The 19,180-nt window shown below is 66.2% G+C and carries 20 protein-coding genes; 8 read left to right on the top strand and 12 right to left on the bottom strand.

The window, feature by feature from the left end:
• Positions 1–78 precede the first annotated feature (78 nt).
• The 6 genes from phaR to radA form a co-directional block, all read right to left on the bottom strand.
• Positions 79–636, bottom strand: coding sequence for a polyhydroxyalkanoate synthesis repressor PhaR (phaR, locus tag ACWPMX_RS06620; protein ID WP_455699247.1), 558 nt, complete (start codon positions 634–636; stop codon positions 79–81).
• A gap of 92 nt (positions 637–728) precedes the next feature.
• Positions 729–1,769 (bottom strand): alanine racemase, encoded by a 1,041-nt coding sequence (locus ACWPMX_RS06625; protein WP_455699248.1) that lies wholly within the window; start codon positions 1,767–1,769, stop codon positions 729–731.
• Positions 1,766–3,415, bottom strand: a complete 1,650-nt coding sequence (locus ACWPMX_RS06630; protein WP_455699249.1) for an MFS transporter — start codon at positions 3,413–3,415, stop codon at positions 1,766–1,768. Before ACWPMX_RS06630 ends, ACWPMX_RS06625 begins: the two co-directional genes overlap by 4 nt.
• Positions 3,416–3,461: 46 nt before the next feature.
• Positions 3,462–3,917, bottom strand: coding sequence for an iron-sulfur cluster assembly scaffold protein (locus tag ACWPMX_RS06635; RefSeq protein WP_455699250.1), 456 nt, complete (start codon positions 3,915–3,917; stop codon positions 3,462–3,464).
• Complete coding sequence (locus ACWPMX_RS06640) at positions 3,914–4,447, bottom strand: CvpA family protein (protein WP_455699251.1); 534 nt, start codon at positions 4,445–4,447, stop codon at positions 3,914–3,916. The genes ACWPMX_RS06635 and ACWPMX_RS06640 overlap by 4 nt, the downstream gene beginning before the upstream one ends.
• Before the next feature lie 15 nt (positions 4,448–4,462).
• Positions 4,463–5,830: a DNA repair protein RadA gene (radA, locus tag ACWPMX_RS06645; RefSeq protein ID WP_455700742.1), complete on the bottom strand. Its 1,368-nt coding sequence runs from the start codon at positions 5,828–5,830 to the stop codon at positions 4,463–4,465.
• Between the two features lie 72 nt (positions 5,831–5,902).
• Here radA and ACWPMX_RS06650 point away from each other — a divergent pair, with 72 nt between their 5' ends.
• Positions 5,903–8,215: a patatin-like protein gene (locus ACWPMX_RS06650; RefSeq protein ID WP_455699252.1), complete on the top strand. Its 2,313-nt coding sequence runs from the start codon at positions 5,903–5,905 to the stop codon at positions 8,213–8,215.
• Here ACWPMX_RS06650 and ACWPMX_RS06655 read toward each other — a convergent pair.
• The 3 genes from ACWPMX_RS06655 to dnaK all read right to left on the bottom strand — a co-directional run bounded on the left by ACWPMX_RS06655 (position 8,212) and on the right by dnaK (position 11,792).
• A complete protein-coding gene (locus ACWPMX_RS06655; protein WP_455699253.1) occupies positions 8,212–8,682 on the bottom strand; it encodes a low molecular weight protein-tyrosine-phosphatase in 471 nt (156 codons plus the stop codon). The genes ACWPMX_RS06650 and ACWPMX_RS06655 overlap by 4 nt on opposite strands.
• On the bottom strand, positions 8,679–9,797 hold the full coding sequence (gene dnaJ / locus ACWPMX_RS06660; protein WP_455699254.1) for a molecular chaperone DnaJ: 1,119 nt from the start codon (positions 9,795–9,797) through the stop codon (positions 8,679–8,681). The genes ACWPMX_RS06655 and dnaJ overlap by 4 nt, the downstream gene beginning before the upstream one ends.
• 72 nt (positions 9,798–9,869) lie before the next feature.
• Positions 9,870–11,792 (bottom strand): molecular chaperone DnaK, encoded by a 1,923-nt coding sequence (gene dnaK, locus ACWPMX_RS06665; RefSeq protein ID WP_455699255.1) that lies wholly within the window; start codon positions 11,790–11,792, stop codon positions 9,870–9,872.
• A gap of 200 nt (positions 11,793–11,992) precedes the next feature.
• Between dnaK and ACWPMX_RS06670 the strand changes: the two genes are divergently transcribed.
• From ACWPMX_RS06670 to ACWPMX_RS06680, 3 genes are all read left to right on the top strand, one after another.
• The gene (locus ACWPMX_RS06670) at positions 11,993–12,472 is read left to right on the top strand and encodes a copper chaperone PCu(A)C (RefSeq protein WP_455699256.1); all 480 of its coding nucleotides are present in this window, start codon (positions 11,993–11,995) and stop codon (positions 12,470–12,472) included.
• Positions 12,473–12,585: 113 nt separating this feature from the next.
• Positions 12,586–13,008 carry a vgr related protein gene (locus ACWPMX_RS06675; RefSeq protein ID WP_455699257.1) on the top strand — a complete coding sequence of 141 codons (423 nt, stop codon included), beginning with the start codon at positions 12,586–12,588 and terminating at the stop codon, positions 13,006–13,008.
• Between the two features lie 63 nt (positions 13,009–13,071).
• Positions 13,072–13,491 (top strand): hypothetical protein, encoded by a 420-nt coding sequence (locus tag ACWPMX_RS06680; RefSeq protein ID WP_455699258.1) that lies wholly within the window; start codon positions 13,072–13,074, stop codon positions 13,489–13,491.
• On the opposite strand, the gene ACWPMX_RS06685 is transcribed toward ACWPMX_RS06680, so the two are convergent.
• Both ACWPMX_RS06685 and hrcA read right to left on the bottom strand, forming a co-directional pair.
• On the bottom strand, positions 13,488–14,066 hold the full coding sequence (locus tag ACWPMX_RS06685; RefSeq protein WP_455699259.1) for a nucleotide exchange factor GrpE: 579 nt from the start codon (positions 14,064–14,066) through the stop codon (positions 13,488–13,490). The genes ACWPMX_RS06680 and ACWPMX_RS06685 overlap by 4 nt on opposite strands.
• 14 nt (positions 14,067–14,080) lie before the next feature.
• A complete protein-coding gene (gene hrcA, locus ACWPMX_RS06690; RefSeq protein ID WP_455699260.1) occupies positions 14,081–15,124 on the bottom strand; it encodes a heat-inducible transcriptional repressor HrcA in 1,044 nt (347 codons plus the stop codon).
• 80 nt (positions 15,125–15,204) lie between these two features.
• Between hrcA and rph the strand changes: the two genes are divergently transcribed.
• Positions 15,205–15,921, top strand: a complete 717-nt coding sequence (gene rph, locus ACWPMX_RS06695) for a ribonuclease PH (RefSeq protein WP_455699261.1) — start codon at positions 15,205–15,207, stop codon at positions 15,919–15,921.
• Positions 15,918–16,544: an RdgB/HAM1 family non-canonical purine NTP pyrophosphatase gene (rdgB, locus tag ACWPMX_RS06700; RefSeq protein WP_455699262.1), complete on the top strand. Its 627-nt coding sequence runs from the start codon at positions 15,918–15,920 to the stop codon at positions 16,542–16,544. Before rph ends, rdgB begins: the two co-directional genes overlap by 4 nt.
• 1 nt (position 16,545) lies before the next feature.
• On the opposite strand, the gene ACWPMX_RS06705 is transcribed toward rdgB, so the two are convergent.
• Positions 16,546–17,070, bottom strand: coding sequence for a CAP domain-containing protein (locus ACWPMX_RS06705; RefSeq protein ID WP_455699263.1), 525 nt, complete (start codon positions 17,068–17,070; stop codon positions 16,546–16,548).
• A 73-nt stretch (positions 17,071–17,143) separates the two neighbouring features.
• On the opposite strand from ACWPMX_RS06705, the gene hemW reads away from it, so the two are divergent.
• Positions 17,144–18,295: a radical SAM family heme chaperone HemW gene (gene hemW / locus ACWPMX_RS06710; protein WP_455699264.1), complete on the top strand. Its 1,152-nt coding sequence runs from the start codon at positions 17,144–17,146 to the stop codon at positions 18,293–18,295.
• Positions 18,292–19,179 carry a tyrosine recombinase XerC gene (locus ACWPMX_RS06715; protein WP_455699265.1) on the top strand — a complete coding sequence of 296 codons (888 nt, stop codon included), beginning with the start codon at positions 18,292–18,294 and terminating at the stop codon, positions 19,177–19,179. Before hemW ends, ACWPMX_RS06715 begins: the two co-directional genes overlap by 4 nt.
• Position 19,180: the final 1 nt, after the last annotated feature.

A 19,180-nucleotide genomic window follows, 5' to 3' on the forward strand; every position in this document is an offset into this window, starting at 1 on the left:
GCTTTCGTATTCTATTGCGGCGCAGCGCGGCGCCTTAGCGGGCGTTGCGAGGAAGGGTCCAGAGCCAGATGGCCGGAGCTACTGCATGTCGTCGAGTTTCTTCTGCATCGCCGCCATCTGCGCGCGGAGTTTGGCGATCTCGTCCGACTTGTCTGCGGCCGGTTTAGGGGCTGGCTTGCTACCGCCCCGCTTGGGAATGAGAGCGTCGGTCGCGGCGCGCATCATCGCCATGTTCGTTTCCGCGATCTTCCCGAGCGGCGTGTCTCCCGCACGCGCCATAAAGGCATCGTGCAGCTTGGTCTGGTTTGCGCGGAAATTGTCCATCATCGCATCCAGATAGGACGGCATCATCGACTGCATCGAGTTGCCGTACATCGAGATGAGCTGCCGTAGGAAGTTCGTCGGCAGCATCTGCTCGCCGCCGCTCGATTCCTCTTCCATGATGATCTGGGTCAGAATCGTGTGAGTGATATCGTCGCCGGTCTTGGCGTCGAGCACCTTGAACTCCACTCCGTCGCGCGTCATTTTCGACAGGTCGTCGAGCGTGATGTAGCTGGACGTACCGGTATTGTAGAGCCGCCGGTTGGCGTACTTCTTGATAACGATGACGCCGTCTTCCGCTTCCCGTCGAGCCATTGCTGCGCACCTCTAAACCCAGTTGAGGCATCTCCTTAGCACTCGCAGCATTTGCAGTGCAACAAATGCTGCAATGCCTGTGCGCAGCAATGTCAGCGGCGGAGGCGCTGGCCGAGCGTGGTGAGGAGCTCGTATTGCGACAAGCCGGTTCGCGCGGCCTCTGCAGGAAGGTCGAAGGGCACGTCGAGCCAGTCGCCCTCGCCAATGTGCGGCGCCTCGGACAGGTCGACGACGACCATGTCCATCGAAACCTTTCCGAGCAGCGGCAGCGACTGCCCCCCACTCGTCAACACTCCGTTCGGTCCCCTGCAGCGCAGGAAGCCGTCGGCATAACCGAGCGAAACGACGCCGACGCGCATGGGCTCCGGAGCGACGAACTGTGCATTGTATCCCACCCCCTCGCCCGCCGCGATCTCGCGTACCTGCAGGATAGCCACCCGCGGGTAGGCCACTTGGCGGATCGCGCCGCCGAATTCGGAGCGCGGTACGCCGCCGTAAAGCGCGAGGCCCGGCCGGGTCAGGTCGAACGCGTAGTCGGCCCCCAGAGCGATCCCGGCACTATTGGCGAGACTCCGGCGGCGCGCGGGGATCGCCTCGCCAGCCTGCCGGAAGCGTCCGAGTTGCTTCTCGTTGAGCGCCGAATCCTCGTCTGCCGAAGCCAGATGCGACATCAGCGTATCGACCTCCAACCCTTCGAGCACCGGATCGCCGAGCGCGTCCAGTGGCAGGCCGAGGCGGTTGATGCCGGTATCGACCATGACATCGCAAAGCCCGCCGCCGCTCGCCTGCCAGCGCGCCACCTGCGCGAGGCTGTTGAGCACCGGACGAACACCCGTAGCGCGCTCGAAGGCGCAATCGGCTTCGGTGAGCGGGCCGTGCAGGACGGCGATCCGGGAGGCCGGTACATGGTCGAGGACCGCAGGCACCTCGCTCCAGTGCGCGACGAAGAAATCGCGCGCGCCCGCTGCGGCCAGGACCGGCACGACCTTGCCAGCGCCAAGGCCATAGCCATCCGCCTTCACCGCCGCCCCGGCGCGCGCCGGACGGGACATCCGGTCGAGGGTGCGCCAGTTGTCCGCCAGCGCCTGCGTATCGAGGTCGAGCCGCAGGCTGGGCGGCGGAAGCTGGGTCATGGCGTGGCGGGCGATACCGGCGGCAGTTCGCCGCTGTCCTCGAAATCGCGCGGCCGCCCTCCGGGGATGCCCCACCATGCTACTAGCAGGCCGAACGCCATCACCACCCAGCAGTACCACAGGCCAGCGTAGGCGTCGCCCGTGCTCGCGACGATATAGCCCGCGATCAGCGGCAGGAACCCGCCGAGGTAGCCCGCGCCCATGTGATAGGGGATCGACATCGAGGAATAGCGGATGCGCGCGGGAAACATCTCCGACAGCAGCGCCGCGACCGAACCGTAGGTCAACGCCGACAGCATCCCCAGGCTGCACAGCAGGGCAACGATCCCGACGAGGTTGATGAGCGGCGGCTTCTGCTTCGAAAAGTCGAAGCCCTTTGCCTCGAGCGCCGACTGTAGCGCGGCCTTGCGGCCCGCGTCGTCGGCCATGTCGATCGCCAGCGCTTCGTTACCCGCAGACACCCGCGCAGCGCCCGAGGGATCGGACAGCGAATAGCCCACCCCGAGCGAGGTCAGGTCCGCCAGCAACCGTCCGCATTCGGTCGCCTGCTTGCTGGCGAACGGATCGAAGGTGCAACCCTCACCCGCGACGACGACCGGCGTCTCGCGCGCGCTCGCCGCAAGGCCCGGATTGCTCAGCGCACCGAGGCCCCAGAAGATCGGGAACAGGAAAACCAGCGTCGCAATCGCGCCGATGATGATCGGCTTCTTGCGCCCGACGCGGTCGGACCACTTGCCGACGAAGAGGTAGAAACTCATCGAAATGAGGCCGGAGATCAGCATGACCCATTCGGTCAACCCATCGTCCATCCGCATCGGGCCGCGCAGGAACGACAGGCCATAGAAGAACGCAGTGTACCAGATCACCGTCAGCACGCCGGCCACGCCGAACATCGCGACGAAGATGCGCTTCTTGTTTCCCGGATAGGTGAAGCTCTCGACGAACGGGTTGCCGGCGGTCTCGCCCGCCGCCTTCATCGCGCGGAACACCGGGCTCTCGGACAGCTTGAGGCGCATCCACAGGCTGATCGCGAGCAGCGCGATCGAAAGGAGGAAGGGCACACGCCAGCCCCATGCGGCGAAAGCCTCTTCGGGGATCAGGTACCGGCACGCCGCGACGACCGCGATCGACAGCACGAACCCGCCGACCACGCTCGCCTGGATGAAGCTCGTATAGAAACCACGCCGCTCGGGTGGAGCGTGCTCTGCGACATAGACCGCCGCGCCGCCGTATTCGCCACCGAGCGCAAGGCCCTGCAGTATTCGCAACGCGATCACGATCACCGGGGCAGCGAAGCCGATCGTCGCGGCCGACGGGATCAGGCCCACGCCGGCGGTGGCGATACCCATCAGGGTGACGGTGACGAGGAAAGTGTACTTGCGTCCCAGGCGGTCGCCGAGGAACCCGAACAGGACCGCGCCGAGCGGGCGAAAGCCGAACCCGACCGCGAAACCGGCCCAGACCAACAACAGTTCGAGCGTCTCGTTTCCGCTGGGGAAGAAGGCCTTGCCGATCAGTGCCGCGAGTGTGCCGTAAATAAAGAAATCGTACCACTCGAACACCGTCCCTGCGCTCGAGGCGGCGATGACGAGGCGGATTTCCTTTGCGCTCGGTTCGTGATGCGCGATTGCAGCGGTGTCGCTCATGACGGCAGCGGTCTCCCCTTCCAGCCCATCCCGGAATGGTCAGGCTCTAGCGAGGCGCCTCGTCGTTGGAAAGCGCGGCCAGCGCGGCATTCCACGCCAGAAGTATCGCCCCGTGCCGTCCCGGATGCGCACGCGCAGCTTGGAGGGCTTCAAGTCCGGGCCAGCCGGGCATCGCAGCATCGCCGCCGAGCCATGCCGAGAGAGCGTCGCGCTTATCGGCAAGCTCCGGACGCGATCGACCCACCGCGCCGCGAACGAACAGCGCTGCAGCGGCTTGCCCCACCGCGCATGCGCTGGCGCGCAGACCGATGCGCTCGATCCTCCCGCCCACGTCGACAGCGAGCGAAATCCGCACCGTGCTGCCACAGGTGCGCGAATGAGCATCTCCGATAAACGGCATCGCCGGGTCGAAGGGATTGGCCGCGAGCGATACAGCCAGCGACAACAGTTCGGGGGTATAGAGTGCGCCGGTCGCCGGCCTGGCGGCGGCGTTTGCGCTCATCGCTCGATGGTGCGGATGCTGGCGTTTCTGTCGCTGCGCGTCGCTTCGTTTCGCTCGATGAGCTGGACCATCGCATCCGCTCCGGCATTCACGAGCGGATAGGTCCGCGCCTGGGTCACCCAGGTCGGTCGCCCGGCAATGCCCCACGTGTCATCATAGCCGAGCACCATCAGGGAGAAAGCGCAGACCACGACGATCGCGCCTTTGATGGCGCCGAATCCGAATCCGAGCACGCGGTCCACCGGATTGAGGACCGTCGCGCTGGTCGTCTCGCCAAGCCGCCCGACGATGAGCTTCATCGCCGCCCACGGGATCAGCAGCATCGCCACGAATGCCACCGTTGCCGCGCCGGTCGGGTTGCCGACTTTCGGGAGCAGGAACTCATAGAGCGGTGTGTGCATGTAGTGGATCGCCAGCACGGCGAACCCCCATGCGATCAGCGACAGGATTTCCTGCACGAAACCGCGCATGGATCCACCCAGAGCCGCCACACCGACGACCAGGAGAACGAAAAAATCGAAACCCGTCATGCGATCGCCTGTCGCTTATCCCTCAGCCATCACCCGGTCAACGAGGTTGGCGAGTCGACCTAGCCCGCGATAGTTAAGTCCAGATGAACTGCCGTCGGCATCCGACGGACCGCAGCCGTGGCCGAAACCCAGCTTGGCCGCCTCGCGCAAACGCAGGCCAGCGTGGGCGACCGACCGAATCTCGCCCGCCAGCGATACCTCGCCGAACCACACCGAACGCGTGTCGAGCGGCTTGTCGGCAAGTGCCGAGACGAGCGCCGCGGCAACCGCGACGTCCGCCGCCGGGTCCGACAGGCGATAGCCGCCCGCGACGTTCAGATAGACTTCGGCCGAGGAGAAATTGAGCCCACAGCGCGATTCGAGAACCGCGAGCAGCATCGCCAGCCGTCCGCTATCCCACCCCACCACAGCGCGGCGCGGGGTCGCGCCTGACTGGAGGCGCACAATCAGCGCCTGGATTTCGACGAGCACGGGCCGCGTGCCCTCCAGCGCCGGGAACACCGCACTGCCCGCCAACGGCTCCTCGCGCCCCGACAGGAACAGCAGCGACGGATTGCCGACCTCGGCCAGCCCCGCCCCCTCCATCGCGAACACTCCGATCTCGTCCACCGCACCGAAGCGGTTCTTGAGTGCGCGCAGGATGCGGTACTGGTGGCTGCGCTCGCCCTCGAAGCTCATGACCACGTCGACCATGTGTTCGAGCACGCGCGGCCCCGCGATGCTGCCATCCTTGGTGACATGCCCGACAAGGACCAGCGCGGTGCCGCTTTCCTTGGCGTAGCGGATCAGTTCGAATGCACACCCTCGCACCTGGCTGACGGTCCCCGGCGCGCCCTCGATCGTGTCGGAGTGCATCGTCTGGATCGAATCGATCACCAGCAGCGATGGCGGTGCCATCGTGCCGAGGGTAGTGAGCAGGTCGCGCACACTGGTCGACGATGCGAGCTTGATCGGCGCATCGGCGAGGCCAAGGCGCCCCGCGCGCATCCGTACCTGCCCCGCAGCTTCCTCTCCGCTGACGTAGACCACGCCGAGTCCGCGCTTCGCCACGGCCCCCGCGGCCTGCAGTAGCAATGTCGATTTGCCGATGCCCGGATCACCGCCCATCAGCACCGCCGAGCCGGGCACCATCCCGCCCCCTAGCGCACGGTCGAATTCAGCAAGCCCCGTAGGCAATCGAACGAGCGGTTGGGACGGCGCATCGAGCGCTTCGAACGTCAGCGCCCGGCCGCCGCTCGACAGGTCGTGCTTCATCGAGAAGACCGTCGCCGGCGCATCCTCGACCAGCGTGTTCCATTCGGAGCAATCGGCGCACTGGCCCTGCCAGCGACCGCTGACCGAACCGCAATTCTGACACACGTAACGGCGCTTGGTCTTGACCATCGCCGCCTCGGGTAGCGGGAACATTTGTGGAACGCAATTGCCTTCGCCGCTTTTGCACGGCACAGAGCGGGCGTGCGGCAGAAGGAACTCAGGATCGCTCTGGTCTGCTACGGCGGGGTGAGCCTGGCGGTCTACATGCACGGCGTCACGAAGGAGTTGTGGCATCTCGCCCGCGCGAGCCGCGACCATCACGGCGACGATGCCGACAAACCGGGCGGCGTGCGTGCGGTTTATGCCGACCTGCTTTCGCGCATCGAAGCCGACCACGACCTGCGGCTGCGGGTGCTGCCCGACATCGTCACCGGGGCGAGCGCGGGCGGGATCAACGCGATCTTCCTGGCCCAGGCGATCCATTCGGGCACCAGCCTCGAACCGCTGACCGAGTTGTGGCTCGAGACCGCCGACGTCGACCGGTTGCTCGACCCCGAAGCGCGGCCGTGGTCGCGCGCGGCCAAGCTCTGGGCCATGCCGCTCGTCTGGTGGCTGCTGCGACGCCCCGGCAATGCAGTGAGCGAGAGCGTCGCTCCCGAGACCCGGGCCGAGGTGCGGCGCAAGGTCTCGCACCTAGTGCGCGGCCGCTGGTTCGAACCCCCGTTCTCCGGCGCCGGATTTTCGGCCCTGCTCTACGACGGACTGCAAGCGATGGCGGCGTCCCGGTCCGAAGCCCCGCTATTGCCGCCGGGGCACCCGCTCGACCTGCTGGTCACCACCACCGACTTTCGCGGCTATCTTTCGGTCCTGAAGCTCAACAGTCCGCCGATGGCAGAAGAGAGCGAGCACCGGATGCCGATCGGTTTTCGCAGCAAGACGCCGGTCGCGGGCGGCGAATCGCTCGCCGATCCGCTCGAGCTGGCGCTGGCCGCGCGCGCGACGGCGAGCTTTCCCGGCGCGTTCCCGCCGCTGCGTCTTGCCGAAATCGAGGGCCTGGCCGCAGAGCGCGGAAAAGAATGGGCCACCCGCACTGCCTTCCTCGAACGAATCATGCCCGTTCACGTGCGCCAGGGCAACGAGCAGCACGTATCGCTGATCGACGGGTCGGTGCTGATCAACGCGCCGTTCGCCGCCGCGCGGGCTGCACTGCCCGCGCGGCCGGCCCAGCGCGAGGTCGATCGGCGGTTCGTCTATATCGATCCGCGGCCCGACCGCTTCGGCTCGCTCGAATCGCGGATCGATCGGCCCGTCGGTTTCTTCGGCGCGATCTTCGGTTCGCTGTCCACGATCCCCCGCGAACAGCCGATCCGCGACAACCTCGATGCACTGGAACGCCAGTCACGCGAGGCACAGAAGTTGTCTCGCATCGTGTCGGCCCTGCGCCCGCAGGTCGAGGAAGCGGTCGAGAAACTGTTCGGGATGACGCTGTTCCTCGACAGCCCGACGCCCAAGCGGCTCGCATCTTGGCGCAACAAGGCGCAAACGGCTGCGGCCGAGCGGGCGAGCTATACCTTCCATCCCTATGCGCAGGCCAAGGTCGCCGGGATCATCGACGTGCTCGCCCGCACTGTGCTCGACTCAGCGCCCGCGCTGAAGCTGGCCGAGCCCGAGCCGATCGCGCTGCGCCTGCGCCGCGAGCTCGACGAGCGAGGCCTGGCGACGCTGGTCGACACCGGCGGCGGGGCGAGCGATGCAGCGATCGCGTTCCTCCGCGCGCACGACCTGGCGTTTCGCATCCGCCGCCTGCGGCTGATTGCCCGCCGCCTTTCACGCGAGTGGGAAGCCGATCCCGCAATCCCCGAGGCCGCACTGGAGGCCGCGCGGGACGCGATCTACTCGATCCTTGCTCTCTACTTCGCCCGCGAAGGGACGACGAGCCTGGGCGACGATTTCACCGTCATCGCCGAAAAAGTGATGGAGGAGCCGGGCGCCGTGCTCGACGCGCTTGCGACACGGCGCCTGCTGCCGGAGGTCGACGCCCAGGCAGAGGAAATGCTCGCTGCAGCCTTGGCCGACATGCCGAAGGAGCTGCGGCGGCGGGTGCTGCTCGCCTACCTCGGCTTTCCGTTCTACGACGTGGCCACGCTGCCGCTGCTGCAGAACGAAGGGCTGACCGAATTCGACGCGGTAAAGGTCGATCGGATCAGTCCCGAAGACGCGCTCTCGATCCGCAAGGGCGGCACCCGGGCGACGCTGCGCGGGACCGAGTTCTACAATTTCGGCGCCTTCTTCAGCCGCGCCTATCGCGAGAATGATTACCTGTGGGGGCGGCTTCACGGAGCGGAGCGAATGATCGATCTCGTCTGTTCCACGCACGACGGCTTCGACGCCGGCGAATGCACCGCATTCAAGCGCCGTGCGTTCCTCGCGATCCTCGACGAAGAGGACGCCCGGCTGAAGGTCGATGCCGGGCTGGTGGCCGGTCTGCGACGAGAGGTCGAAGCGATTGGCTAACGGGCGAGCCGTTCGGCCAGCGCCTTGGCGGCTTCGGCCACCACATCCCACGTGTAGGCGAAGATATTTTCGCGATCCAAGTACGGGTCGCGGATGTTGGTGCCTTCGCGCCCCTTTACCTCATTGAGCAGGAGCGTGACCTCCGCCGTCGCTCCCGTGGGCGCCATTGCGTTCAGGTTGGCGAGGTTCTTGGCGTCCATTGCGAAAATGTGATCATACCGGAAGAAGTCGTCTTCGACGACCTGCCGCGCACGGTAGTCCGAGATGTCGATACCCGCCACCATCGCGGTTGCCTGCGCACGCGGATCGGGCGGATCGCCGACATGCCAGTCTCCGGTCCCTGCCGAGTCGACTTCAACCTCAAGGCCAACGCGCTCGGCTTCGGCGCGAAACGCCGCTTCGGCCAGCGGGGAGCGGCAGATGTTGCCGAGGCAGACGAACAGGACGGCAGGCGTCCGCTCGCTCACGCGCCGAAGGCACCCTTCAGCTTGTCGAAGAAGCCCTGGCTTTCGGGGCATTCGTCGCCGGTCTCGGTCTCGCGGAACTGCTGGAGCAGGTCCTTCTGCGCCTTGGTGAGCTTGGTCGGGGTCTCGACGACGATCTCCACCACGAGGTCGCCCCGCCCGCGCCCTTGCAGCACCGGCATACCGGCTCCGCGCACGCGCAACTGCTTGCCCGACTGGATGCCCGCCGGGATATTGACCGTGTGCGCCGTCCCGCCGAGGTCGGGGATCTCGATCGCATCGCCAAGCGCGGCGGTCGTGAAGCTGATCGGCGCGCGGGTGAGCAATGTCGTGCCTTCACGCTCAAACACCGAATGCTGGCGGACATGGACGAAGATGTAGAGGTCGCCCGGAGGCGCACCCCGAGGGCCCGCCTCGCCCTTGCCCGACAGGCGGATGCGCGTGCCGGTGTCGACGCCCGGCGGAATTTCGACCGAGAGCGCCTGCGCCTTGTCGATCCGCCCTTCCCCGCCGCAGTCGCGGCACGGGCTTTCGATCACCTCGCCCCGGCCGTGGCAATTGGGACACGGACGCTCGACGACGAAGAAACCCTGCTTGGCGCGCACCTTGCCGTGGCCCGAGCACAGGTTGCAGCGGCGCGCGCCGGTGCCGGGCGTTGCACCCGATCCGTGGCAGGTGTCGCAACTCTGGCTGACTTCGATCTCGATCTCTCGCGTCTGGCCGTGGAATGCCTCGTCGAGCGTGACTTCCATGTCGTAGCGCAGGTCCGCGCCGCGGCGCGGCTGCTGGCGACCACCGCCGCCGAAGGCGCTGCCGAAAATCGTTTCGAAGATATCGCCGATGTCGCCGAAGTCCGCGCCCGGGTGCCCGCCCCCGCCGCCGCCCTGCTGGAAGGCGGCGTGGCCGAACCGGTCGTAAGCGGCGCGCTTCTGCGGATCCTTGAGGCATTCGTAGGCAGCCGAGACCGCCTTGAACTTGTCCTCGTTCTCCTTGCACCCGGAGTTGCGGTCCGGGTGGAATTGCATCGCGAGCTTGCGATAGGCGCTCTTGATCGTCGCGCCGTCGGCATCGCGCCCGACGCCGAGCACTTCGTAGAAATCGATTTCGGTGGCTGACATTGACCCGGCCCCAAACTCAGCCGCCACCGGCGCGGTGTGCACCGGTGGCGGTCTGGGCTTCCATCAGATTGATCAGCTCTTCGCGTCTTCGTCGACTTCGGAGAATTCGGCGTCGACCACCTCGTCCTCGGAGCCGCCCTGACCGGCGTCGCCAGCGGGAGCATCGGCCGCAGCCGCCTGTTCCTGGCTGTAGATGGCCTGGCCCATCTTCATGGCCACCTGGGTCAGCGCTTCGGCCTTCGCGGTGATCGCGTCGGTGTCGTCGCCTTCCAGCGCGGTCTTGGCCTCGGCGATCGCCGTTTCGACCTCGGACTTGAGGTCGGCGTCGATCTTGTCGCCGTTATCGGCGAGCTGCTTTTCGGTCGCATGGACGAGGCTGTCGGCCTGGTTGCGCGCTTCCGCGCCCGCGCGCCGCTTCTTGTCCTCGTCGGCGAACTTCTCGGCATCCTTGACCATCTGGTCGATGTCGGCGTCGCTGAGACCGCCCGAGGCCTGGATGCGGATCTGCTGTTCCTTGCCAGTGCCCTTGTCCTTCGCGCTGACGTTCACGATGCCGTTGGCGTCGATGTCGAACGTCACCTCGATCTGCGGCACGCCGCGCGGCGCGCTCGGAATGCCGACGAGGTCGAACTGGCCGAGCAGCTTGTTGTCCTGCGCCATCTCGCGCTCGCCCTGGAACACGCGGATCGTCACCGCCTGCTGGTTGTCCTCGGCGGTCGAGTAGGTCTGGCTCTTCTTGGTCGGGATCGTCGTGTTGCGATCGATCATGCGGGTCATGATGCCGCCCAGCGTCTCGATGCCCAGCGACAGCGGGGTCACGTCGAGCAGCAGCACGTCCTTGACGTCGCCCTGCAGCACGCCCGCCTGGATCGCCGCGCCCATTGCCACGACTTCATCGGGGTTCACGCCAGTGTGCGGTTCCTTGCCGAAGAAATCCTTCACGACCTCGCGAACCTTGGGCATGCGGGTCATGCCGCCGACGAGAACGACGTCGTCGATCTCGCTGGCCTTGAGGCCGGCGTCGGCAAGCGCCTTCTTCATCGGCTCCTTGGTGCGCTCGATCAGGCCCGCGACCAGCTTTTCGAGGTCGGCGCGGGTAATCGTCTCCACGAGGTGGAGCGGCGTGGTGCTGCCGCCTTCCATGCGGGCGGTGATGAAGGGCAGGTTGATCTCGGTCGTCTGCGCACTCGAAAGCTCGATCTTAGCCTTTTCGGCGGCTTCCTTGAGCCGCTGGAGGGCGAGCTTGTCGGTCTTCAGGTCCATATTCTCCTTGGACTTGAACTTGTCCGCCAGGTACTCGACGATCGCCGCATCGAAATCCTCACCACCGAGGAACGTGTCGCCGTTGGTCGACTTCACCTCGAACACGCCGTCGCCGATCTCGAGGATCGACACGTCGAAGGTGCCGCCGCCAAGGTCGTAGACCGCGATGGTCTTGCCGTCGCTCTTCTCGAGGCCATAGGCGAGAGCGGCCGCGGTCGGCTCGTTGATGATGCGCAGCACTTCGAGGCCCGCGATCTGGCCGGCGTCCTTGGTCGCCTGGCGCTGCGCGTCGTTGAAGTATGCGGGAACGGTGATGACCGCCTGGGTCACGGTCTCGCCGAGGTAGCTCTCGGCGGTTTCCTTCATCTTCTGGAGGATGAAGGCGCTGACTTCCGAAGGCGACAGGTCCTTGCCGCCCGCGTTGACCCACGCGTCGCCGTTCTTGCCCTTGACGATGGTATAGGGGACGAGCTCGGTGTCCTTCTTGGTCACCGGATCGTCGAAGCGGCGGCCGATGAGGCGCTTCACCGCGAAGACCGTGTTGTCGGGGTTCGTGACCGCCTGGCGCTTGGCCGGCTGGCCGATCAGGCGCTCGCCGTCCTTGGTGAAGGCGACGATCGAAGGCGTGGTGCGCGCGCCTTCGGAATTCTCGATGACCTTGGGCTTGCCCCCATCCATGACCGCGATGCACGAGTTGGTGGTGCCGAGGTCGATACCGATTACTTTGGCCATTGTTTCCCTATTCGCTTGGGCCCGGCCCATTCCTGAAATGGAGGCCCGGGGGATTGTTGGACACCGCCACTGGTTGCTCCCGCATGCGCGGCAAGCTCCTTCGGCAGCTCGGATTGCGGGGGCGATATAGGTGCGGAATTTCTTGGCACAAGAGACTGGCGCGGCTACCGCTGGCCGCCTGTTCCAGAGGGGGAAAACGGATGTTCGGACGCAGTTTGATGGTCTTGGCGCTGGTTGGCGCAACCCTGCCGCTCGCCGCCTGCGGAGAAACCCCGGCCGAGGCTCCCGAAGCCAACCCGGGTATTCCGGGCATGAGGATCAGCAACGCGCGGATGGTGCTGGCCCCGGTTTCGGGAAATCCGGCCGCCGTTTACTTCGACCTCGCCTATGACGGGGACCGCAACGTCGCGCTCAACCGGGCCGAGGTAAAGGGCGCGAAAAGCGCGATGTTCCACGATTATGGCGAATACGACATGAAGGTCCAGATGATGGATATGCTGCCGGTTCCGCTCAAGAAGGGCGACACGCTGCAATTCAAACCCGGCGGCAAGCACCTGATGGCGATGGAGCCGGATGCCTCGCTCAAGCCCGGCGGCACCACCGAAGCGACGATCATCGTCTCGGGCGGCAAGAAGCAGACGTTCCCGGTGGAAATCCGCGCGGCCGGGGACGAGCGCTGACGGACGAGGAGCACCCGCTCGGACTGGAGAGTCATGACCAGCCAATCGGGCCATCATGCCCGGTCGGCGGAGAGCGGCGACTGTCCGAAGGCGAGATCGCCCTCGCCCGCAGCGTGTTCGGCAGCGCCATCGACTACGCCAAGGTCACCATCCGTCGCCGCAAGTTCTTCCCGTTCCAGCCGAAACGGGTGACGATGGCCCCGCGCGGGCACTTGCATTTCCACCCGCTCGGAAGCGGCTATTGCGACGATTTCGCCGCCGCGAGCCGCATCGCGCAGGGCTTGTTCATCCACGAAATGACCCATGTCTGGCAGACGCAGACGCGCGGCGACTGGTATCTTCTCCTCCACCGTCACCCGTTCTGCCGCTACGACTACAGCCTCAAGCCCGGCTGGAGCCTGGAACGCTACGGCATCGAACAGCAGGCGCAGATCGTGAAGCACGCCTTCTGGCTGCGGAACGGGGTGCAGGTTGCGGGCGTGGCGGACCCAGGCGCGTACGATATGCTGGTGCGGTTTCCGGGGTCATTTAGCTAGTCAGCCGAAATTACGACCAAAGCTTTACTTCGTTTTTATTGATCTGTCCTAAGCGCCAATTCAATGCCCACTCCACTGCCCAATGAGGACTCGTTTCATCGCGAACGTAGCAAACTGATTGATGCTTATGCGTCAGTCGAGGCTGTGTTGGTCAAGGCGGTGACTAGCAAGGGTGAACAAGGCAAAGGAGGCACACTAGCTACACGGATCAAAGCATTTCGGGCCGCGTATCCGAACCTAAGCGAATCGACTGAAGCCTGCCTCGAGTTCATTGGCCAACAGAATGCCAATCGAACCGACATCGTTCACGGTGTACTTGGATTGTCTGATAGCGACGGGCAGCGTTTTGCCGTTTTTAGCAATGCTCGTGACGCAGCCAAAGACATCCAACCTGCCACACGAATGGAGTTGGCGGGAATGAAGCGTCTTCGCGAACGACTAACCTCTTGCGCGAGCGAACTAGCGAAAGTGAAAGCGCGCTAACCCGGCTTTTTCGCCACCCCCACCATCGCCGGCCGCAGAAGGCGGTCCTTGATCATCCAGCCGCTCTGCATTTCCTGCACGACCGTGCCGGGCTCGTGGCCGTCCGTGGGGATTTCCAGCATCGCCTGATGCTGGTTGGGGTCGAGCGGCATTCCGGTCGCAGCGATGCGGGTGATGCCGTGGCTGGAGAACACCTTCTCGACCTCGCGCTGGGTCGCCTCGATCCCGGTGACGAGGCCCGACAGGCGCGGGTCGTCGTGGAGGTCGGTGGGGATCGCCTCGATCGCGCGGACCAAGTTATCGTAGACCGACAGGATATCGCGCGCGAAGCCCGTCGCGGCATAGGCGCGGGCGTCGGCGACGTCCTTTTCCATCCGGCGGCGCACGTTCTGAGTTTCGGCGCGGGCGTAGAGAACGTCCTGCATCGCCTTGTCGAGGTCGTTCTTGAGTGCGGACAGGGCATCGCCGAGGTCGTCCTCGCCTTTGCCATCCGCCTCGTCGATCATGTCGGCCGGAACACCGTCAAGTTCCTCGGCCACGGCCTCGTCGGCCGCCTGCTTCTCGTCTTCGATCATTGTTTTTTTCGCGTCTATCCGATGAGTTTGCCCAGCGATCGGGCGGTGAAATCCACCATGGGGACCACCCGCGCATAATTCAACCGCGTCGGCCCGATCACCCCGAGCACGCCGACGACCCGGCCCTCGCGATCGCGATAGGGGCTGGCGATGACCGACGATCCCGACAGCGCGAACAAGCGGTTCTCGCTACCGATGAAGATCCGCGTCGCCTCCGCCCCGCGCGCCGATTCGAGCAGTTCGGCAACCGCCTGCTTGTTTTCGAGGTCGTCGAGAAGCTGCCGCACCCGCTCGATATCGCCGAGCGCGCTTTCGTCCAGGAGGTTGGCCGCGCCGCGCACGATCAACACCGGTCGGCGGGCGGCATCCTCGCTCCAGACGGCCAGCCCACGCTCGACGAGGTCGCGGCTCGCGGCATCGAGCTGCGTTTGGCCAGCCGATAGCTCAGCCCGCATCGCGGTCGCCGCTTCGGCCAGCGTCCGCCCGGCAAGGCGCGCGGTGATGTAGTTGCCGGCCTGCTCCAGCGCGGCGGCGCTCGCCGGAGCGTCGAGGTCGATGATCCGATTCTCGATTCCGCCATCCTCGCCCACCAGCACCGCCAAGGCGCGGGTCGGGGCGAGCGGGACGAGCGTGAGCTGGACGAGGCGCGGCTCGCGGCGCGGAACCATGACCATGCCCGCCGCGCCCGAGATGTCGGACAGTAGCGCACTCGTCGCCTCCAATGCCGCCTCGATGGGACCGGGCGCGGACAGGCGCTTTTCGATGACGCGACGTTCGTCGGCGGTCGGCTCGGCCACCTGCATCATCCCGTCGACGAACAGGCGCAGCCCGCTCGTCGTCGGCATTCGCCCGGCGCTGGTATGCGGTGCGGCGAGCAGGCCCAACCCCTCAAGCTCTGCGAGAACAGAGCGAATCGATGCCGGCGACAGGTTCAGAGTGCTGTCGCCGGCCAGCGTCTTCGATCCCACCGGCTGTCCGCTCGTGATGTATCCTTCCACGACAAGGCGGAAAATGTCGCGCGCGCGGGTGCTCAATTCTGTGACGGGCGGAGTGACCATTGCGGTCAATCTAGAGCGCGCACTTGCGGCGGCAAGGCCCAAGCGCCTAGGCGGCGATCACGACTCACAAAGGAATTATCATGCGAGCTTCCGGCCGCGCGCCCGACGAGATGCGCGCCATTTCGATCGAGACCGGTTTCACCAAGCATGCCGAGGGTTCATGCCTCGTCGGCTTCGGCGATACCCGCGTCCTCGTCACTGCCTCGGTCGAGGACCGCATTCCGCCATGGCTGCGCGGCAAGGGCGAAGGCTGGGTCACGGCCGAATACTCGATGCTGCCCCGCGCCACCCACACGCGTGGCCAGCGCGAAGCGGCCAAGGGCAAACAAAGCGGTCGAACACAGGAAATCCAGCGATTGATTGGCAGGTCGCTGCGTTCCGTAGTCGACCTCAAGAAGCTCGGCGAACGGCAGATCGTGCTCGACTGCGACGTGATCCAGGCCGACGGCGGCACGCGGACCGCGGCGATCAGCGGCGCCTGGGTCGCCCTGCGCATCGCGGTCGACAAGCTGTTGGCATCGGGCGCGATAGCCGTCGACCCGATCGAGGCCAAGGTTGCCGCGATCAGCTGCGGCATCTGCAAGGGCACGCCGGTGCTGGACCTCGACTATCACGAAGACAGCTCGGCCGATGCGGACGCGAATTTCGTTCTCATCGAAGGCGGCCGCATCGCCGAGGTGCAGGCCACCGCCGAAGGCGCGACCTACGACGAGGAAGGCCTGCTCCGCCTCCTCCGCCTCGCCCAGATCGGCTGCGCGCAGGTGTTCAAGGCGCAGGAGGCCGCGACCCGGCCATGACCCGCCGTATCGGCTCCGGATCGCTGGTCATCGCAACGCACAACGCGGGCAAGCTGAAGGAGATCGGCGCACTGCTCGAACCCTATGGCGTGAAATGCATCAGCGCCGGATCGCTCGGGCTGCCGGAGCCGAAGGAGACCGGCACGACATTCGTCCAGAATGCGCTGCTCAAGGCGCGGGCGGCGGCGGAGGCGTCGGGATTGACGGCGCTGGCCGACGACAGCGGCCTGTCGGTCGCGGCGCTCGACGGAAGGCCGGGGGTCTACACCGCCGACTGGGCCGAACGGCAGTGGTTCGAAGGCGATCCGGGCCGCGACTGGTACATGGCGATGGGCAAGGTCGAGGGGATGCTGCAGCAGAAGGGCGCTGCCATTCCGCGCGATGCCTGGTTCTCCTGCGTCCTCGCGCTGGCGTGGCCGGATGGCGAGACGGCGGTCTACGAAGGGCGCGTAAACGGCACGCTGACTTGGCCGCCGCGCGGCACGCTGGGCTTCGGCTACGATCCGGTCTTCGTTCCCCAAGGACGTGATGTGACCTTCGCCGAGCTCGATCCGGAGGAAAAGCATCGCATCAGCCACCGTGCCGATGCGTTCGCGAAGCTCGTCGCCGAGCAGTTCGGCTAGGTCAGCCGACCTTTTCGCCGAAGGTGTTGCCCGGCGGGTTGTAGCGGCAGACGAGGAAATCGTCGGTCCGTCCCTTGGCGACCGCGCAGCCGACCTCGGTCGTCCGCGGCCAGATGATCTGGGTGTAGTGGCCCACGTCGGACCAGTTCCCGGTGCGGCTCACCTGCGGGAATGTCCCGGCGCGGAATTTCTCGCGTTCGGTCAGGAAGCCGCCGACCATGTCTTCGGCGGAATAGTTCCCCGCGGAGCCCATCCAGAGGTTCTCGCCCATGCCCTTGCGGACGTGGCTTTCGGCGTGCTGCAGGCTTCCCCGGCGCGAAAGCTGCAACGCCCAGTCCTGCGCGTCCTGTGCGAGACTGCGCGACCACGAAAGACGCGGCAGGCCCGCATTATCTCGCTCGATGTTATGCGCTTCCAGCAGGCGCCCGGCGAAATCGCCACGCGGTTCCGCTCCGGCCGGCACGGCTGCCGACGCTGATGCGACGATTGCGAACGCACTCAACGCGCGCGATATGCTACGACCCATTCCCCGATCCCCATCCAGGCGTCGTGTCGGCTATAGCGGACACGCTTAACCGATTCTGTATCAGTGAAGGTAAATGGCCCGCGCACTCTACATCCACTGGCCGTTCTGCCTTAAGAAGTGCCCGTATTGCGATTTCAACTCGCATGTCCGAGATGGCGTGGATGTGCCGGCGTGGCAGGCCGCGCTGATCGCCGACATGCGACACGAAGCTGCATTCGCGAGTGGCGAACCGCTTGATTCGATATTCTTCGGCGGCGGCACGCCGAGCTTGATGCCCCCCGCCCTCGTAGCTGCGCTGCTGGCCGAGGCCGAGCGGCTGTGGGGCTTTGCCGACGCGATCGAGATCACGCTGGAGGCCAACCCTTCTTCGGTCGAGGCTGCGGCCTTTGCGGGACTGGCAGCGGCGGGAGTGAACCGGGTCTCTCTGGGCCTCCAGTCGCTCGACGATGCAGCGCTGCGGTTCCTCGGGAGGCTGCACGATGCGAGCGAGGGTCTCGCCGCGCTCGAAACGGCGCAGAGCGTCTTCGCGCGGGTCAACGCAGATTTCATCTACGCGCGCCCCGGTCAGACCGTGGCGGATTGGGAAGCGGAGCTGGCCCGGGCGCTGGCGCTCGGCACCGATCACCTGTCGCTCTACCAGCTCACGATCGAGCCGGGCACGCGGTTCGCCACCGATGTGCGGCAGGGCACGTTCTCCCCGCTCGACGACGATCCGGCTGCGGACCTTTTCGCCCTCACCCGCCTGATGACCGCGGCGGCGGGCATCCCAGCCTACGAGGTGTCGAACCACGCGCGCCCCGGGCAGGAGAGCCGCCACAACCTCGCCTACTGGCGATACCGCGACTACGCGGGGATCGGCCCCGGCGCCCACGGCCGACGCGGCGGGCACGCGACGGTGCGCCACAAGAAGCCGGAGAACTGGCTCGCTGCGGTCTCGACGAGCGGGCAAGGCATCGCGGAGGAACGCTCGCTTAGGCTCCGCGAACAAGCTTCCGAAGCGCTGTTGATGGGCCTTCGACTGGCCGAAGGGGTGGATCTTGCCGCCTTGTCGCGCCGCTTCGCCGTTCCGCAAGGCGACCTGATCGACGCGGATCGCCTTGCGCTTCATCGGTCGCTCGGGCTCGTCGCCACCGAGGGCGACCGGTTGACCATCACCGAGGCCGGGATGCCGTTGCTCGATGCATTGCTCGGAGAGCTCGTGCCCGACGCGCTGGTCGAGGCGTGAGCAAGGCCGACCTCCTCGAAGCATGGGGCGCACACCTGCGCGACGGTCGGCGCCGCAGTCCGCATACCGTTCGCGCCTACCTAGCCGCGGCCAATCGCCTGCTGGAAGCGACCGGCTTGAGGGAATGGTCACAGGTCGCCGCGACCGACGGACCCGCGCTACGCCGGCAGCTCGCGCTGCGTCGTGCCGACGGCCTCGCCAACGCCTCGGCTGCACGCGAGCTGTCGGCGCTCAAGGGGTTCGTCGCCTTCGCGCGCTCGCAAGTCGGCGAGGATGCGACCGCACCGCGACTGCGTGGACCTCGCCTGAAGAAGGGGCTGCCCCGCCCGGTCACGCCCGACGAGGCAGTGAACCTGACCGATCTCGTCGCTGGAAGCGCGAGCGAGGACTGGATCGGCTCGCGCGACCGGGCGGTTCTGCTGCTCATGTATGGCGCGGGCCTGCGCATCGCCGAGGCGCTGTCGCTAACCGGGGCCGACCTGCCGCTGGGCGAGACGCTGGTCGTGACCGGCAAGGGCAACAAGCAGCGCGTGGTGCCGCTCATCCCGCTGGTCCGCGCGGGTGTGGCCGATTACCTCGCCAAGAGCCCTTGGCCGACCGCGCGGGAAACACCCGTGTTCCGCGGGACCAAGGGCGGACCGCTCGGCCAGGGAATGGTGCAGAAGGCGATGGCACGCGCGCGAATTGCACTTGGCCTGCCTTCGACCGCAACGCCCCACGCTCTGCGACACAGCTTTGCCACGCACCTGCTCAGCGCCGGAGTGGACCTCAGGAGCCTGCAGGAACTGCTTGGCCATGCAAGCCTGGGATCGACCCAGATCTACACCCGCGTCGATGCGGCGACGCTGCTCGATACCTACCGCAACGCACACCCGCGCGGGTGAC

The organism is Tsuneonella sp. HG094, assembly GCF_053819285.1.

Coding starts and splice junctions, on each gene's coding strand:
- phaR (WP_455699247.1), bottom strand. CDS start 636: ATGGCTCGACGGGAAGCGGAAGACGGCGTCATCGTTATCAAGAAGTAC.
- rph (WP_455699261.1), top strand. CDS start 15,205: ATGCGAGCTTCCGGCCGCGCGCCCGACGAGATGCGCGCCATTTCGATC.
- ACWPMX_RS06625 (WP_455699248.1), bottom strand. CDS start 1,769: ATGACCCAGCTTCCGCCGCCCAGCCTGCGGCTCGACCTCGATACGCAG.
- ACWPMX_RS06680 (WP_455699258.1), top strand. CDS start 13,072: ATGCCCACTCCACTGCCCAATGAGGACTCGTTTCATCGCGAACGTAGC.
- dnaK (WP_455699255.1), bottom strand. CDS start 11,792: ATGGCCAAAGTAATCGGTATCGACCTCGGCACCACCAACTCGTGCATC.
- ACWPMX_RS06705 (WP_455699263.1), bottom strand. CDS start 17,070: ATGGGTCGTAGCATATCGCGCGCGTTGAGTGCGTTCGCAATCGTCGCA.
- rdgB (WP_455699262.1), top strand. CDS start 15,918: ATGACCCGCCGTATCGGCTCCGGATCGCTGGTCATCGCAACGCACAAC.
- dnaJ (WP_455699254.1), bottom strand. CDS start 9,797: ATGTCAGCCACCGAAATCGATTTCTACGAAGTGCTCGGCGTCGGGCGC.
- hemW (WP_455699264.1), top strand. CDS start 17,144: ATGGCCCGCGCACTCTACATCCACTGGCCGTTCTGCCTTAAGAAGTGC.
- ACWPMX_RS06670 (WP_455699256.1), top strand. CDS start 11,993: ATGTTCGGACGCAGTTTGATGGTCTTGGCGCTGGTTGGCGCAACCCTG.
- ACWPMX_RS06685 (WP_455699259.1), bottom strand. CDS start 14,066: ATGATCGAAGACGAGAAGCAGGCGGCCGACGAGGCCGTGGCCGAGGAA.
- ACWPMX_RS06640 (WP_455699251.1), bottom strand. CDS start 4,447: ATGACGGGTTTCGATTTTTTCGTTCTCCTGGTCGTCGGTGTGGCGGCT.
- ACWPMX_RS06630 (WP_455699249.1), bottom strand. CDS start 3,415: ATGAGCGACACCGCTGCAATCGCGCATCACGAACCGAGCGCAAAGGAA.
- radA (WP_455700742.1), bottom strand. CDS start 5,830: ATGGTCAAGACCAAGCGCCGTTACGTGTGTCAGAATTGCGGTTCGGTC.
- hrcA (WP_455699260.1), bottom strand. CDS start 15,124: ATGGTCACTCCGCCCGTCACAGAATTGAGCACCCGCGCGCGCGACATT.
- ACWPMX_RS06635 (WP_455699250.1), bottom strand. CDS start 3,917: ATGAGCGCAAACGCCGCCGCCAGGCCGGCGACCGGCGCACTCTATACC.